This window comes from Salinimicrobium sp. CAU 1759 (assembly GCF_054482715.1).
The window spans coordinates 193,690-210,531 of record NZ_JBTLRK010000002.1 but is presented as its reverse complement, the minus strand read 5'-3'; the positions used below and the strand labels follow the sequence as shown (position 1 = coordinate 210,531).

Sequence of the window (16,842 nt, the reverse complement as noted above, 5' to 3'; positions counted from 1 at the left end):
AACAATTTGTCGAAGTTATTAACAATATCCGGCTTTTCCCTTGATATTACTTGCATGGGAAAGATTTCCATATAAATTTGTAGAGCAAATTAATAAAAGTTTAACCAACAACTATTTAAAACTCGAATTATGAACAAAACAGATTTAATCGATGCAATGGCAGAAAATGCCGGAATTTCAAAAGCGGCTGCTAAAAAAGCTTTAGAATCTTTCCTTGAGAATGTAGAAAAATCTCTTAAAAAAGGTGATCGTGTTTCTTTAGTAGGATTTGGTTCCTGGTCAGTTTCTAAAAGAGCTGCAAGAGAAGGAAGAAACCCACAAACAGGAAAAACTATCAAGATTGGAGCTAAGAATGTTGTAAAATTCAAAGCTGGTGCCGATCTTCAGAAAGCTGTGAACTAATTCTCACAAAAGCTAACAAAATACTAAACTCTCCCAATTGGGAGAGTTTTTTTGTTAAATATTTTAAACCCACATTTGAAGCTGTTCATTATTTTTTTAGATTTAAAAGAAAGATTGTAGAAACTATAGAAGCATGACTACATTAAAACCCGCCAAAGGATTACTTCTCATTGCAGAGCCCACGATAACCGGGGATCTTTCTTTCAACAGGTCTGTTGTTCTTATTGCAGACCATACTAAAAATGGATCTGTAGGCTTTATTCTCAATAAACAACTGGACTTTACTTTAAAAGATCTCCTGCCCGACATTAAGGGGAATTTCAAGGTACACAACGGGGGTCCTGTAGAGCAGGACAATCTCTATTTTATCCATAAAGTGCCCGATCTTATCCCCGACAGCATCGAAATTGCAAGTGGAATCTACTGGGGTGGTAATTTTGAAGTAGTAAAAGGCCTTATCAACGAAGATCTCATCACAGAAAACGAGATCAAGTTCTTTTTGGGTTATTCGGGATGGGAATATGATCAACTCAACGAAGAATTAAATGCACACTCCTGGATCGTAGCCGAAAATCCCGACCACAAGGATATTCTTAATAAAAAACCCAGGACCTTCTGGAAAGATAAAATGATGCAACTCGGCGGGAATTACGTCATCTGGTCTAACGCTCCCGAAAACCCATCTTATAACTAAGCCAGGCGGGCTAATGTATTTAGTCTTCCGAGTAAAGTTTTAGCAACTTCTGCTCCATATTCCTTCTTCCGGTATTTACTCACCGGCTGAATTCCCGTAATAACATTACAAATGAACATTTCATCTGCCTTTTGCAGCTCAAAAGGAGATACAGAAGCTTCTTCTATTTTATAGTCGGGCAGTTTCTTAATAATGTCGATCAACTTTCCACGAGTAATACCTTTAAGGCAGCCATCGGTTAGCGGCGGAGTTTTTATGATATTATCTTTAACCAGGAAAATATTTCCATTTAGAGCTTCCACCACATTCTTTTGTTCATTGATGAGCAAACAATTATGATAATCGTTTTCGCTGGCATAAATTCCCGCGAGTACGTTAATTGCACGATTATTTGTCTTCAAGGTTGAGAGCAATCCTGCTGTGACATAGTGATCTTTAAAAAGTTCTACTTCATAAAAATCTTGGTTCATTAAATAGAAAGCTTCGGGTAGGGCTTCAGCAGTAATGAAATAATCGATCTCATTGGTTTTCGGGGTATATAAACCGCCTTCTTTTCTGGAGACGGAAAATTTCACCCTCGCCTGACTCTCAAAAAGGTCATTTTCCCGAACAATTTTGAGAATTTCAGCTTCAAGAAATTCAGGAGAAAAACTTTGAGGAATCTGCATTCTCATGATCCTCATAGAAGCCATCAACCTAAAGTAGTGGTCTTCCCAGAAAATGATCCTGCCATCGATCACCCTTAGGGTCTCAAAAACAGCATCTCCATAAGCGAATCCGCGGTTAGTGAGACTGATCTTTGCCTCTTCTTGTTCAAATAATTCACCGTTAATATTGATCATAAAAAAACCCGTTTAAGAACGGGCAAAGGTAAGGTTTATAAAGGGTTTTTTAAACTGAGCCCAAGACTTGTTTAAGGTCTGAGATCATATTTTCCCACAACATCTTTCCTTCATCTATTTCGTCTTCTTCAGCAAAATCGGTCACCATGATAGAAACATCTTTGGTGATCTCATCAACCTGAATTCGAAGTTCAAAGAAATATGGGGTATCCTCATCGGCTACCCAGCGAAATTTCACTCTTTCACCAGATTTTTTACTCAATAGTTTTGCCTTTTCTTCACTGCCGTTCCAGATGAAAGTAAACATCTCTCCTCGGGAGTTGACATTGTCTGCATACCACTCACTTAGACCAGAGGGAGTTGCAATATAATTGTAAAGCAAGGAAGGGGAAGCCTGGATTGGAAATTCCATTTCATACTTGATCTTGTCGTCCATTCTTCGGTTTTGTTAGTTTCGGGCAATATAAATATTAATTAGAAACCTAAAAAGAAATCAAAATAAATAATTCCCAAAAGATAGTTTGCCACAAGTCAAATTGTTTTTATATTTGCACCCGCTAAAAGGAAGCACAGGCCCTACAAGCCCGCTCTTTTAAGCAAATGGCGAGGTAGCTCAGTTGGTTAGAGCGTCGGATTCATAACCCGGAGGTCACGAGTTCAAATCTCGTTCTCGCTACAGTAAATACAAAGGAAAGCCGAAATTTCATTTCGGCTTTTTTTATTCAGGTACAACATAGGTACAACATTTCTTCAGGCTGCTGGTATCCGTGGACAGTACCTTTATTTGATGTTAGATGATATTAATGCATAGGCCTGAAAAGGCTTAATTTGATTTCCAAAGGAAAATATTATATTTAGAAAGCTATACTATTCAATTTGAGCATTAAACTTGTATTAACCCACTTTACCAGCTATTCATTCTAAATTCGCTTTCCTGATTGCAACTTTCCATGGATGATTTTGTTCCCTAAAACCTCACCACATTCCCTTCCACTGTGTTACAGGAAAAGCGGTTCGGTGGGGAAAGTCTTGGACACAGCCATAAAAGAATTCCTTCTGTTCCGATCACTTCGCAGAAACAAATCTATTATCGAAAGCGAAATCACTACTAATCCTGAATTCCTTTTATGGCAGAGTCCGCTTAATTCTGCTCCTTTCATTTTCCTAAGTAAATGATCCACTTTCCGCTTCAGTTCAAAACATTTTCCTCCAAGCCTCTACGATCTTATTTTCTTTAATGAGAAAGTACCGTAGATTAGAAGATAAATGGACTGCAAAACCCTCCTCCTCTACCTGGAATGCAAAGGTGTTTCCTGCTAGAGCCGCTTAAACTATCTGAAGAGGAGCTATGAACTTACTCCTCCAAAAAGAGAACCTCACCACATTCCCCTCCACTGCGTTACAGGAAAAGCGGTTCGGTCGAAAAAGTCTTGGACACAGCCATAAAAGAATTCCTCCTGTTCCGATGATTTCGCAAAAAACAATTTTTATCGAAAGCGAAATCACTCCTCATCCTGAATTCCTTTTATGGCAGAGTCCGCTGAATTCTGCACCTTTCATTGTCCTAACTAAATGATCCACTTTCTGTTTCAGTGCAAAACATTTTCCTTCCGAGCCTCTACCAGTTTAACTTTTTTGATGAAAAAGTACCGGGATTTAGAAGTTAGCCGGACTGCATAATCGGGCTCCTCCTCGCCCGCCCTTTTATAAGTCCTCTCCTAATTCTAAATCCCAAAGTTTGTCCACATCAAAAAAGGTAACAGCGATGGCTCTATGGGAAGTAAACACACCTGATGATCTGAACTCACCAGATGCTACATTAGAGATTTCCAAAAAAAGAAAAAGGAAAACGCTCCAGATATAAAAAGTAAATCACTTTTTAACCCTGCGCCAGAAGCATATCCGTTCTCCAATGAATAAGTGCTTTTATGAGATAAAAGTTGAAACGGAAATTAGAATCAGATCCGGCTATTCCAAGCAGAAGGAGATTTCATTATTCTCATTTTTCTCTCTACCCATTTGCAAATAAGATAAAAACGATTCGCTCTGTTTCTTAAACTTCCTCCACGGTTCCTCCTCCGAAGAATCCTTACTACATTCAAAATAATAAAAATAGTTTGTCCGCTATGGCGGACAAAAAGGAATAGCAAGAGGGTAACACGCACCGCGATGTTAAGCATTCCTTGTTGTAATGTAAAAAACTATTAATCAGGTGTTTAACCACATATAGTTTCATCAAGAAACATTAACAATATTACGTTTTTCACTTAAAAGCTTCGGCAGCCCAGTAAAACCAGCAATAAATCCCTGAAAAATGGATAGAGGATATGAAAAAGAACCATTTGAGACTCTCAGTATAAAAGCTTCTGTAGTCAAAAAGTTTAGACAATATGCTAAAGCAATATCAAAATCACAGTCGATGACGCTGTTATTGATGGTTCGGTTTTTTGAAAGTTCCGGTATTTCCCCAGAAGAATCTTTAGGGCCGCACATTCAAACATTAGAGAGCCTGATCAAGAAAAGGATCAATGGTTTGACTGCCATTATCCGGGATGTGGAAAAAACCCAGACCAAGCCCAGTCATGCCATGCTCCAATTACTGTTTCAGGAAAATCCGCAGAATAAGAAAGAACTGCTGATTGAAAAAAAAGCCCCTGAATTAAGCAGTGACACAACACATCAAATGGAGCTCTTAAAATACCGTAAACAGGCGATCAACGCCCAGGATGAGTTGAAGAGAAAAAGCAGGGATCTGGATTACCTTATCGAGAATGTCGTGGTCACGCGAAATAACTTCGGACAAGCTTACCTCCGGCTTAATTTATCCAGGTCCGAATTCGAAAAGCTGAAATTCCAATCTAAAATTTCTACCTAATGTACATCACCATCACCCCTCAAAGACTGACTGAAAGCTTCTCCCAAAGTGCAGGAGATTTGGTCGAATATCTCGAGAAAGAGAACGAGGGAAAATCCCCGGACCAGCAAGAATTCTTTTTTAATCAGACTAACGATATTATTGACCCTCATACGGTCACTGAAGAAATAGACGGAAATGCTGCTAAATTGAAAAGAACAGAACCTAGGTTTTTTTCTTTGACTATCAATCCCAGTGCACGGGAACTACAGCATATCGGGAATGACCCCGGCCTTCTAAAGAAATATACCCGTGAAATCATGAAAGAATATGCCGGCGGATTTAACCGGGAGATAAACGGGAGACTGGTAACCGTAAACGACATAAAATATTTCGCGAAGATCGAATATACCCGCAGCTTCAAAGGCACAGATCGTGAAATAAAGGAAAATGCACCTTTCATAAAGAAGATTGCCGCCCTTGAGAATCAAATCCGGAAAGTAGGACGAGGAGATGAACCGGGAAATCTTGCTGCTCTAAAAAAGAACTTAACTGATATTAAGCAGAAAACCCCTCATAAATTTAATGGGAAGATAATTGAACAGGGAATGCAGAAAGAAGGACTACAGACGCATATCCATATCATTGTAAGCAGAAAAGATGCGTCAAATCAGTACAGCCTTTCCCCCGGAAGCAAATACCGCGCATCTGAGGTGATGATGCATGGCAAGACAGTCAAGAGAGGTTTTGATAGAGACCGGTTCTTTGGGAGGGCAGAAAAGACTTTTGATAAAATGTTTGAGTATAATCGAAACTATGTCGAGTCTTACATAGCCAGGAAAACTCTTCATAAGAACCCTCAGAGATATTATTCTCACCTAAAGGATCTTTCGGTGCATGAAAGAAGAATCGCTTTTATGCTCCTGAACAAGGCCGGAATTCATGTTCCCCATCTCAACATTTCCCCAAACCAGGTAAGCTTTGCCTTAAAGCACATCAGGAAAGCGCTTGAGATTGGCACAAGGTCCAGCTCAATAGGTTATTGGTAGATGATACAACAGGAACTTTTTATAATTTTTATACAACTCATATTTTCCGGATTCCTCTTCTGGTTTTTCCTGAAAATAAGCAGCTGTGGATATTTTCTGAATCTTTGCCTGATCATTCTTTCAGCTCTGATCTTTTCAGATCCTATCCAGGACAGCAGATCGATCATTTCTTTCGTTCTTTGGATAGTTCTTCCGCAGTTGTCTCTAAATTCTGTTCTTTTTGTATTTGTAACCCGCTCCTCCCCGACAGATATTCCGAGGAAATACAAAATCAAATTTCCCCTGGAGAGAGGCAAGCTTACAATTGAAAACGTCCGACGGGGAGTTTCAATAATTGGTGCCGCAGGAAGTGGAAAAACAGAAAGTGTTGTCTATAATTTTCTCCAACACTTCAGCAAATATTCCTTCTGCGGAATCATACATGACTATAAGAGCTTTGAACTAACTGAAATTGCCTACCCTCTCTTTAAAAAAGGAGATATTCCGTTTTACATTGTTTCTTTTGACCAGATCTACCATCGAGTGAATCCTATAGCACCTCGATACCTGCCCGACGAGGAAAGTGTGAACGAGGTTTCCCGGGTCCTGCTGGAAAACCTACTGGAACAAAAAGACTCTATATCATCCGGTACCACGAAATTTTTTAATGATGCGGTGGAAGGGCTCATTGCCGGGCTCATCTGGAAACTCAAAACAAGTTATCCTGAATATTGCACGCTTCCCCACTTAATCGCGCTTTACCAATTCCTAAATACCGCCAGCCTGTTAACATTCTTAAATTCCAATTTAACCTCTAAAGCCATGGCTGATGCCTTTATCAGTGGCATAGAATCTGAAAGGCAAACTGCTGCCGTGAAAAGCACCCTTGCCAATGCATTTAAAAAGATCAGCACTCAGCGAATCTTTATGACCCTCTCTGCAGATGAAGTTCCCCTGGACATAAACAACCCCCAAAATCCTGCGGTGGTATCCATTGTGAACAATCCGAAATTTGAAACTGCCTACTCCCCTGCCATAGCCACGATCATTCATACCATCGTAAAGCAAATGAGTGTGCGCAAAAGGGAATCTTCCTTCATCCTTTTGGAAGAAGCCCCCACTATTCGTCTGCTCAACATGCATCGCATCCCTGCTACTCTGAGGAGCTATGATATCGCCTCGGTTTATGTAATGCAGGACAAGATCCAGAACGAACTCCTTTATGGAGAAAAAGCCAGCAGAGCCATTCTCAGTAATCTGTCTTATCAGTTCTTCGGAAAAGTGAATGATCCCGATACGGCCAAATATTACGAGCGGTTCTTTGAGATCGTAAAACGCCAGAGCATCAGCACCAGTCAGAGCGAAAATCTCGATTTTGACACCAGGATCACAAAAAGCGAACGGGAAGTTTCAAAGATTCGGGCTGATGTTTTCTTTAGGTTACAGCCCGGCGAATTCATCACCTTTGCTGATGGGAAAGATCAGGCAGTTAAATTCAGTCTCGAAAAAATGGAAAAGCGAAAGCCTACGCGATTTTTGGGCTATTCTCAAAATGACATCCAGGAGAACTTTGAGAGGATCCATTTTGAGGTGAGGTCGATATTTGCTCTTCAATAAATTTTTAGCTCAACTGGGTTGGAACAGCGGTGGAATTTTGTAGTTACTATTTTCGGATTGTGGGTAATCATGCTTTTTTCCCATACCTCCAATTCTACCATATTAATATGAATTGCAACTGTGGGAACAATTTTTTATCTGGTCCTGGATAAGATATCCTTTTTGATCTTCGAACATATTTTAGAGGAGCTCCAGGCATATCGATTTATGGTGCTCCCTGTTATAGTTATGTTGGAACAAATTGTTCTTGACCGGAAGTCAGAACAAAAAATAAACCCTTCAGTACCTTTAGTTATATAGTGAACCGACTTTCTCAACTCCCTAACTGCTTTTAAAAAGGAAAACCTGAAAATCAGAAGATCTTCAGGTTTGCTTTCTGCATGTAGGAACTTTTATAAATCTTCTTTCAACTGCTGCATATAATTTATAAACTCTAATTTATCCTCTTCAGAGAGATCGGCATCCGGGTGAAGCAAAACATAAGAGTCCAGAGGCATTTTTCCCTCTTCTATCTGGCTGATTATGGATCTTAATTTGCTATTCTTCCTTCGATCCGAGTACTCACCCCATTGGCTAAAATTCAATTCAGCCTTTCCTTCCTTAATATGATCTTCCAGAAACCATGCAACCGGCTGTATCTTATCATACCAGGGGTAGCGGGTATTATTGCTATGACAATCATAACAGGAGACGTGCAACTTGTTTTTTAGATTTTCCGGCACATTATTGACGAGCATAAAATCGGTTTTGGGAATGATATCGCTTTGGTTGCGTTCAACAGGTATAAATTGAACCACAATGAAAGCAAACAAAAGAACCCAACCTATAATTTTGAGAATTCTCAAATCAATTAATCTCTTTCTGGATTTCTCCGCAGTTTATCATTTTACTTCCAAAATAGGGATTTTTGATCTCTTTCGTACTACTCAACCATTGAGCTCCTTTATTATCATTATACATGGGACAATAGGTTTGATATAACTTTTTTCCGGTACCTGTGATCGCGATCATATCAATAACATCTTTGCTCAAAATATCAAAATGCTCCCTTTGATGACCAATAGGACTTTCTGCAATATGTTCAGCATGTTCCTGCGCATCTTCAATAATATCGGTTAATTCCTGTTGCTCTTCCGAAGAATATTGGCTCCTATCAAAACTTTGCAAATTGCCAGCAAGTAATTTCCCTGCATTCGCAGCCTCTTCCTGATTATCTGCTGCAAGAGCCTCTTTCACTCTTAGATAATTTTCTACAATTTCATCTGAAGCATTTGAAGATGTTGTTCCTTTATCATCAGGCTCTTCCTTCACCTGTGTTTCCTTTGCAACCGGTGTAACATCCTCCTTTTTTTCCTCTTTGCAGGAAATTGTGGTAAAAATCAATATCGATATTAATAAGAAATTAAACGTTTTCATGTTTTTCATTTTTTAATCTGTTATTCATTAATTAACGGTAACTCAAATTTTCGGCAAAATTAGAACATTTATAAAGCTTCTGAAATTTTATTTACTGAAATGGAAAAATTTCGCCAAGTAAATGATTCTGACACAAAGACCATCAACAAGTAACCTTCCCTCCACTACTGAATTCCAGCAAAGTTAAATTTCTTTCTTGGTGCACTGGCTTCCTTTATCAAAAGTCTGAGGAAAATGAAACTCCAATTAAGGCTTTCTAAAAGAATATAATGTTTTCTTAAGCGTCTAGTTCTATGGAGAATATTCTCCTTTTAATGATTTTTTTAATGAAATATGTGAAAGGCGTCAAAGATTATTATCTATATCTTCATTCTGATCAAGAAAAAAATTCTACACTCTATTCACGTAACATGATCTTGGTCATGTTTTAAAAGAATAAAATCTAATAGTTTTGACGAAACCGCTTTTCAAAATTAATTTTCAAACTGATAATTCAGTTCTGGATCTATTAATAGGAAATAAAAGAAGGAACATAGTGAAATCTTCGCTTTACAAAATATCATCTTTGGTTCTGGCATTTATAATGTTCCTGTCCACAATGTCCTTTACGGTGAACAAACACTTTTGCGGGGATTTTCTTGTGGACCAGTCAGTTTTCTTTGAAGCTGATACCTGCGGAATGGAACATGGGCCCGGAATAGCTGATGAGAAAGGTTGTTCTGATGATTCTATAGCTATTGATGGTCAGAAAGATTTGAAGATACCCTTTTACGACCTCAATTTCGATCAGCAAGTATTTCTTGTAAGTTTTGCTTATTCGTTTAGCGGGCTTTTTGAAGAACTGCCTGCGAAAGATATTCCTTTTGTCAAGTATATACCTCCCTTAATCGTTCAGGAAATCCACATATTGAACGAGACCTTCTTAATTTGATTCTGAATTAATATTTAGGCTCTGGTGCTTTACCGCCGGAGCAGAGTTTTTTTGATGTTGCAAACGTGCAGCTTCAAAAGAGTATTAATTCAGAATTAAAACCAAATGCTTAATAAAACTATAAAGTTCTTTTTAGAGAACAAATTGGTGACCGCTTTACTTACGGTTGCCTTGATGGCCTGGGGAGTAGCTACAGCACCGTTTAACTGGGACTTAGACTGGATGCCAAGGGATCCCGTGCCAGTGGATGCCATACCAGACATTGGTGAAAACCAACAAATCGTCTATACCGAATGGATGGGGAAATCTCCTCAGGACATCGAGGACCAAATAACCTATCCCCTTACTACTTCACTCTTGGGAGTGCCAGGCGTAAAAACTATTCGAAGTAGTTCCCTTTTTGGTCTTTCAAGCATCTATATAATTTTTGAAGAGGATGTGGAATTTTACTGGAGCCGCTCGAGAATTCTTGAGAAGTTAAATTCTCTGCCCGCCGGAACACTCCCAGCAGACGTCCAGCCCGCCCTGGGTCCTGATGCTACAGCATTGGGACAGGTGTTTTGGTACACTCTGGAGGGAAGAGACCCAAAAACCGGTGAGCCAACCGGGGGGTGGGATCCTCAGGAGCTTCGTACTATTCAGGATTTTTATGTCAAGTACTCTTTATCTGCTGCCGAAGGTGTATCTGAAGTAGCTTCAATAGGAGGATTTGTCAAGGAGTATCAGGTGGAAATTGATCCTACCGCGATGAAAAGCTACGGCGTAAATGTCAAACAAATAATGGAGGCTGTGCGTGAAAGTAACCTGGATGTAGGAGCACGCACCATTGAGTTTAACCGGGCAGAATATCTGGTTCGTGGATTGGGCTATATAGAAAGCCTGGAGGATCTCGAAGAAGCTGTTGTTGCTGTCAATGAGAATACTCCTATTCGCCTCAAAGATGTGGCCAGGATACAGATGGGGCCAGCTACCAGGCGCGGCGGGCTGGACAAAGGGGGCGCGGAGGCAACAGGAGCGGTGGTTGTCGCAAGATATGGCTCGAACCCTCTCGCAGTTATTGATAATGTAAAAAAGGAAATAGAGAATATTGCTCCCGGATTGCCAAGTAAGACGCTGGCAGACGGAACTGTCTCCAAAGTTACAATCGTGCCTTTTTACGATCGCTCCGGATTAATTTATGAGACTTTAGGAACTCTGGAGGAAGCACTTATCCTGGAGATCTTGATTAGCATTATAGTGGTCATAGTACTCGTTCTAAATTTAAGGGCAGCTATTATGATTTCAGGTCTACTTCCTATTGGGGTACTCATGACATTTATAGTCATGCAGTATGCAGGAGTAGATGCCAATATCGTGGCCCTTTCCGGGATTGCCATTGCTATTGGAGTCATGCTTGACGTTGGAGTGATCTTCACAGAGAACATACTGCGACATCTTGAATTACCTGATAATAAAGGTCGTCCTATATTGCCCGTCATCTACGAAGGAACGGTTGAAATTGCCTCAGCCGTGTTAACTGCACTGGCAACAACGGTCATTAGTTTTATTCCCGTTTTTGCTATGACAGGACAGGAAGGAAAGTTATTTGGACCACTTGCCTTCACAAAAACCTTTGCCCTTATTGCTGCGATGTTTGTGGGACTCGTTGTGATCCCCGCCTTGGCGCATGGACTCTTTTCCATGAACTTTGGGAAAAAGAGAACCCGGAGAATTTGGAATTTTGCCCTTATTGCTTTAGGAGTTTTACTGTTGTTTAAGGTAGCCTGGGTAGGAATCATGTTTATAGCTCTGGGACTGAACAATCTTCTCGAGCCGCGATGGCCCGAGAAAAAGCGAAAATACCCAACCTATATCAACATTGGAATTGTACTAGTTGGGGTCCTGTATTTCTTAAACAGAGAGTGGTTGCCACTTGGTGCAGATCAATCTGAATTTACAAATTTAATTTTTGTAGGAGGGATTATATTGATAGTGCTGGGATTATTAATGGCGATGGTAAAATATTACCAACCCATCCTAAGATGGGCTTTGGAAAATAAATGGAAATTTCTATCGCTGCCAATTATGATAATTCTCTTTGGGCTTTTTTCCTGGCAGGGTTTTGATAAGATCTTCAGTCCTGTTGCTACAGGTTTCGATAAACTTGGATATAACGTAAGGCAAACTGAGGTTTGGCTGGGAATAAGTGAGACCTTCCCGGGTGCGGGGGAAGAATTTATGCCCCCATTAGAAGAAGGATCTTTCTTATTAATGCCCACAACTATGCCTCACTCCGGTGTAGAGGAAAATGTTGAAACCATTCGGATTCTTGACAGGAGAGTAACTGCAATTCCCGAGGTCGATATGACGGTGGGAAAATGGGGTCGGGCTTCGACAGCATTGGATCCTGCGCCAATTTCAATGTTCGAGAATGTTATAAATTATAAATCTGAATATGTACTGGATCAGAATGGACGTCGTAAACGATTTGAAGTGAACGATGAGGATCAATACGTTTTAAAGAACGGGGAAGTTTTTGATCCTGAAACCATGGAAAGAGAGGATTTGGATGTTTCTCAATTGATAGGTGATCCCGGGGGTGAATACTTCCGACAATGGCGTGACCATATTAAATCACCTGACGATATTTGGGATGAGATAGTAGGAACCACCAGCTTGCCGGGAGTGACTTCTGCACCTAAACTGCAACCAATTGCAACTCGGTTAATCATGCTATCTACCGGAATGAGGGCCCCCATGGGGATGAAAATTTTTGGACCAGATCTCGAGACTATTGAAGAAGTTGGGTTACAAATGGAGAATATTCTTCGGGAGGTACGTGGAGTTAAAGCGCCATCCGTTTTTGCCGACAGAGTTGTGGGAAAGCCATACATGGAGCTGGAAATCGACAGGCGTGCCATTGCGCGATACGGACTTTCAATAGGTGATGTTCAACGAATCATAAGTGCTGCTGTTGGTGGGATGTCAATGACTACCACAGTGGAAGGTCGTGAAAGGTATGGCGTTAGACTTCGGTATGCAAGGGAATTCAGGGATAACCCAGAAGACGTTAGAGAAATACTCGTGCCTACTCCCACGGGAGTACAAATCCCCTTAGGAGATTTAGTAGAAGTACAATATGTACAGGGCCCTCAGGTCATAAAGAGTGAGGATACCTTCCTGCTCTCTTATGTGATTTTTGATAAAGAGGCTGATGTTGCAGAGGTAGATGTGGTAGAAAATGCACAAGCTCTGATCAATGAGAAAATTGAATCAGGAGAATTTGTAGTACCTCCCGGAGTTAGCTACAAGTTTGCAGGGAACTACGAAAATCAATTAAGGGCTGCGAAAACTTTGTCTATTGTTATTCCTATCAGCTTGTTAGCTATTTTTCTGCTGCTTTACTTCCAGTTTGGCAATTTTCAGACCACATTAATGGCCTTTTCAGGTGTCTTCGTGGCATTATCGGGAGGGTTTATCCTGCTCTGGTTGTATAACCAGACGTGGTTCCTGGATTTCAATCTTCTTGGAGAAAATATGCGGGAGGTTTTTCAAATAGGGCCTATAAACTTAAGTGTTGCTGTCTGGGTAGGTTTTATTGCCCTTTTTGGGGTGGCAACAGACGACGGTGTACTTATGGGAACCTATCTAAAGCAGGTTTTTGCTGAAGAAAAGACGACGGACAAAAATTCCATTCGAAGAGCTGTTGTAATGGCAGGGAGCAAAAGGGTAAGACCCGCTGTAATGACCACTGCAACTACTCTCATCGCTTTAATGCCAATTTTAACATCCACAGGGAAGGGGTCTGATATTATGATCCCTATGGCCATCCCGACATTTGGAGGAATGTTGTTCCAGACAATAACTATGTTCGTAGTTCCCGTCCTATATAGTATGTGGCAAGAGAAGAAATGGTCAAATCCTAAATTACAGGAGCAACAAATAAATGAATTAGACAAGTAATGAAAAAAAATATCATAAATATAGGCGCTTTAATCATGTTTTTTCTCGCTTTGTGGACGACTAACTCCCACGCCCAGAAAGAAGAAATAAGAATCGGGTATTTAGATAAATACCTGGTACTGGCTGCTGAAAACAATCCGCAGATAAGATCCCTTTACAAGGAATATCTCGCTGCGCTTGAAAAAGTAGTCCAGGAAGGAACATTACCAGATCCACAGATAAGTTTTGGCTATTTCATCCAACCAGTAGAAACCCGTGTTGGAGCTCAACAGGCTACAGCTTCCTTTAGCCAAATGTTCCCCTGGTTTGGGACCCTTGATGCCCAGGAGCGGGTCGCGGCTGAAAGAGCGCAGGCACGGCTACAGCTTTTTGAAGATGCGAAACTGGAACTTTTTAGGGATGTGAAAATTACCTATACAGAGTTGTATTACCTTGAAATGGCGATACAAGTAACAGAAGAGAACCTGGCGCTGCTTAGTTCCTTTAAGAGCATCGCTGAGGTGCAGTTCGAAAGCGGGAAAACGGGTTTTTCTTCTGTTCTACAAGTTGAACTGGAAGAGGAAGAGTTGGAAAGCAGACTAGCATATTTAAAGGACAGCAGGATTCCCCTGCTTACAGAGTTCGAGGAGTTACTAAATGAAGAACTACAAGAGCCTCTTGGGTTCCCTGACAGTCTTTGGGAGGAACAGCTTCTAAATGAAAAGAGTATACTTCTGGAAATGATCTTAGCTGAGAACCCTCGCCTGGAACAACTCGAACATCAGGCGAGGAGTTTCGAAGAGCAGCTCACTGTAGCCAAAAAAATGGGTTTACCATCTTTTACTCTTGGGGGGACCTATACCAATATTGCTTCAAGAACAGATTTAGACCCGGCTATGGCACTGCCAGACAATGGTCAGGACGCATTTATTTTTCCACAAGTAGGAATACGGGTGCCGCTTTACAGAAATAAGTATAAAGCCATGCGCCAGGAAGCTATTCTGCAGCAAGAGGCAGTGCAGTTGAAAAAGGAAAACCTGGAGAATGAATTGGAGACAAAGCTTGAGCAGTTGTATCGCGATTACGTGGACGCAGTACGAAACGTTGAACTCTACAATCGGTTGACAACAATTGCCAAACAATCACTGGAGCTTTACCAGACAGAACTATCTACAGGTAGAAACAATGTTTTGGAAATAATTCGAATGGAACGCCAACTTTTAAACTACGGTTTGGAACTGGCAAGGGCCAAAACAGAACGAAATAACAATGTGTATAGAATAAACTACTTAATAGGAGAAGGTTATGAATAAAATAAATAAAAAAATGATATACGTTGGGCTGGGCTTTTTAGCAGCAGGCCTACTCTTGGGGTGGCTTTTTTTTGGTGGAACATCAGAAAGTTCAGCCACCACCGAAAATCAGCTGGAGGAAGCACATGCTCATGAGGAAGGAGAATCAGAAATCTGGACTTGTTCAATGCATCCACAGATTAGACAGGAGGAACCGGGAAATTGTCCTATATGCGGTATGGAATTAATACCCGTGAAAGCGTCTGCAGCTGTCAATGACTCTGAGATACAAATGAGTGATGCCGCAGCCAGAATTGCCGATATTCAAACCGTGACTGTACAGGCAGGCTCACCTACTAAAGAGATATATCTCACGGGGAGGGTGACCGCAGATGAGCGCAATGTTTCGGCTGTGACTGCACGTTTTCCGGGACGTATTGAGAAGTTATTTGTGAACTTCACAGGACAAGAAGTAAGAAGAGGAGAAAGGTTAGCCTCTATCTATTCCCCGGAGTTAGTACAGGCGCAAAAGGAACTCCTAGAGGCTGTACGGTTTAAAGAGACTAATCCTTCTTTTTTAGAAGCTGCGGTAAGGAAATTAAAACAGTGGGATTTAACAGATACCCAAATCCAGAATATTCAGGAGAATGGAAAGGTGCAATATAATTTTGACATTTATTCTACACAGTCTGGAACCGTTACCAGCAGAAATATAAGTGAAGGGGATTACGTCGGTGAAGGTCAGCCGCTTTTTGATATCGCTAATTTAAATAAAGTATGGGTCCTTTATGATGCCTATGAAAGCGATCTTGCATGGATCAAAGAAGGAGATAAAGTTACTTTTTCTGTACCCTCGATGCCTGGACAATCCTTTTCCAGTACTGTTACTTTTATTGATCCTGTTATTAACCCCCAAACGAGGGTAGCTTTGGTGCGAACTGAAGTAGATAATCCTAAAGGAAAACTCAAACCGGATATGTTTGCTCAGGGAGTAATTAACAGTGAGTTGGATAATTTAGAAAACGCTCTCGTTATACCAAAATCTTCCATCCTGTGGACCGGTAAAAGAGCCATTGTCTACTTAAGGAGGCCCGAGTTTGAAGAGCCCACCTTCGAGTTTAGGGAAGTAGTTCTAGGACCCGAGGCAGGGGACTTGTATGTGGTCACTAAAGGCTTGGAAGCAGGTGATGAAGTTGTGGCCAATGGCGTATTTAAGGTAGATGCTGCCGCGCAACTGCAAGGGAAACGGAGCATGATGAGCCCGGAAGGTGGTCCTGCCATGACAGGACACAATCATGGTGGAATGGAAATGGAAGAGGGTAACGACATGCCGGAGCAAACAAAAACTTCAAAATTTGTTCAGGAAGATGTGATGGACATGAGCAAAGATGTCCCCAAAGCTTTCAAAAACCAACTTAATGAAGTAATCGAAGCCTATCTGGAACTTAAAGAAGGGCTGGTAAGGGCTAATATAGATGAGACACAGGAATCGAGTACTGAGCTATTGGCTGCTCTTGATAAACTTGATGGCAATTCCCTTTCTGGTCATGCCAAGAATTTCTGGGAAGAAAAAAAGGCTTTCTTATTCAAACACACGAGGTTGTGTAAGGAGGCTACTACAATAGAAGGGAAACGTGAAAACTTTATTTTCCTTTCACAGCCACTAATAAAGATTGTCGAGGCTTTTGGAGCTAACCAGAAGTTGTATGTGAACTTTTGCCCTATGGCCAATAACAACAAAGGTGCCTACTGGCTAAGTAACAGCGAAGAAATTAGGAACCCGTTTTTTGGAGAAGCTATGCTTACCTGCGGTGAAGTGAAATCCGTAATAAACTAAGAATTAAG

At 40.8% G+C, this 16,842-nt stretch carries 12 protein-coding genes, 1 tRNA gene and 1 pseudogene; 10 read left to right on the top strand and 4 right to left on the bottom strand.

The annotated features are described in order from the left end of the window. Positions 1-120: 120 nt before the first annotated feature. A pseudogene (locus ACXYMT_RS12015) lies at positions 121-402 on the top strand (HU family DNA-binding protein); the annotation flags it as partial. A 133-nt stretch (positions 403-535) separates the two neighbouring features. Beyond that, positions 536-1,096, top strand: coding sequence for a YqgE/AlgH family protein (locus ACXYMT_RS12010; protein WP_459059342.1), 561 nt, complete (start codon positions 536-538; stop codon positions 1,094-1,096). Here ACXYMT_RS12010 and ACXYMT_RS12005 read toward each other — a convergent pair. Continuing rightward, positions 1,093-1,938, bottom strand: coding sequence for an aminotransferase class IV (locus ACXYMT_RS12005; protein ID WP_459059341.1), 846 nt, complete (start codon positions 1,936-1,938; stop codon positions 1,093-1,095). The genes ACXYMT_RS12010 and ACXYMT_RS12005 overlap by 4 nt on opposite strands. Positions 1,939-1,987: 49 nt before the next feature. Continuing rightward, on the bottom strand, positions 1,988-2,374 hold the full coding sequence (locus tag ACXYMT_RS12000; RefSeq protein ID WP_324721247.1) for an START-like domain-containing protein: 387 nt from the start codon (positions 2,372-2,374) through the stop codon (positions 1,988-1,990). Positions 2,375-2,540: 166 nt separating this feature from the next. On the opposite strand from ACXYMT_RS12000, the gene ACXYMT_RS11995 reads away from it, so the two are divergent. From ACXYMT_RS11995 to ACXYMT_RS11980, 4 genes are all read left to right on the top strand, one after another. Further along, positions 2,541-2,614 (top strand) — tRNA-Met (locus tag ACXYMT_RS11995). 1,638 nt (positions 2,615-4,252) lie between these two features. Beyond that, a complete protein-coding gene (locus ACXYMT_RS11990; RefSeq protein ID WP_459059340.1) occupies positions 4,253-4,813 on the top strand; it encodes a BfmA/BtgA family mobilization protein in 561 nt (186 codons plus the stop codon). Further along, positions 4,813-5,841 carry a MobB family relaxase gene (gene mobB / locus ACXYMT_RS11985; RefSeq protein WP_459059339.1) on the top strand — a complete coding sequence of 343 codons (1,029 nt, stop codon included), beginning with the start codon at positions 4,813-4,815 and terminating at the stop codon, positions 5,839-5,841. The genes ACXYMT_RS11990 and mobB overlap by 1 nt, the downstream gene beginning before the upstream one ends. Next, positions 5,842-7,437: a type IV secretory system conjugative DNA transfer family protein gene (locus ACXYMT_RS11980; RefSeq protein WP_459059338.1), complete on the top strand. Its 1,596-nt coding sequence runs from the start codon at positions 5,842-5,844 to the stop codon at positions 7,435-7,437. Positions 7,438-7,829: 392 nt separating this feature from the next. On the opposite strand, the gene ACXYMT_RS11975 is transcribed toward ACXYMT_RS11980, so the two are convergent. Both ACXYMT_RS11975 and ACXYMT_RS11970 read right to left on the bottom strand, forming a co-directional pair. Next, the gene (locus ACXYMT_RS11975) at positions 7,830-8,282 is read right to left on the bottom strand and encodes a heme-binding domain-containing protein (protein WP_459059337.1); all 453 of its coding nucleotides are present in this window, start codon (positions 8,280-8,282) and stop codon (positions 7,830-7,832) included. Position 8,283: 1 nt separating this feature from the next. Next, positions 8,284-8,862 carry a DUF3347 domain-containing protein gene (locus tag ACXYMT_RS11970; RefSeq protein ID WP_459059336.1) on the bottom strand — a complete coding sequence of 193 codons (579 nt, stop codon included), beginning with the start codon at positions 8,860-8,862 and terminating at the stop codon, positions 8,284-8,286. Positions 8,863-9,388: 526 nt separating this feature from the next. Between ACXYMT_RS11970 and ACXYMT_RS11965 the strand changes: the two genes are divergently transcribed. From ACXYMT_RS11965 to ACXYMT_RS11950, 4 genes are all read left to right on the top strand, one after another. Then, positions 9,389-9,784 (top strand): HYC_CC_PP family protein, encoded by a 396-nt coding sequence (locus ACXYMT_RS11965; protein WP_459059586.1) that lies wholly within the window; start codon positions 9,389-9,391, stop codon positions 9,782-9,784. 105 nt (positions 9,785-9,889) lie between these two features. Next, positions 9,890-13,726, top strand: coding sequence for an efflux RND transporter permease subunit (locus tag ACXYMT_RS11960; RefSeq protein ID WP_459059335.1), 3,837 nt, complete (start codon positions 9,890-9,892; stop codon positions 13,724-13,726). Further along, positions 13,726-15,018, top strand: coding sequence for a TolC family protein (locus ACXYMT_RS11955; RefSeq protein WP_265164198.1), 1,293 nt, complete (start codon positions 13,726-13,728; stop codon positions 15,016-15,018). Before ACXYMT_RS11960 ends, ACXYMT_RS11955 begins: the two co-directional genes overlap by 1 nt. A 13-nt stretch (positions 15,019-15,031) precedes the next feature. Further along, positions 15,032-16,834, top strand: coding sequence for an efflux RND transporter periplasmic adaptor subunit (locus tag ACXYMT_RS11950; protein WP_459059334.1), 1,803 nt, complete (start codon positions 15,032-15,034; stop codon positions 16,832-16,834). Positions 16,835-16,842 lie beyond the last annotated feature (8 nt).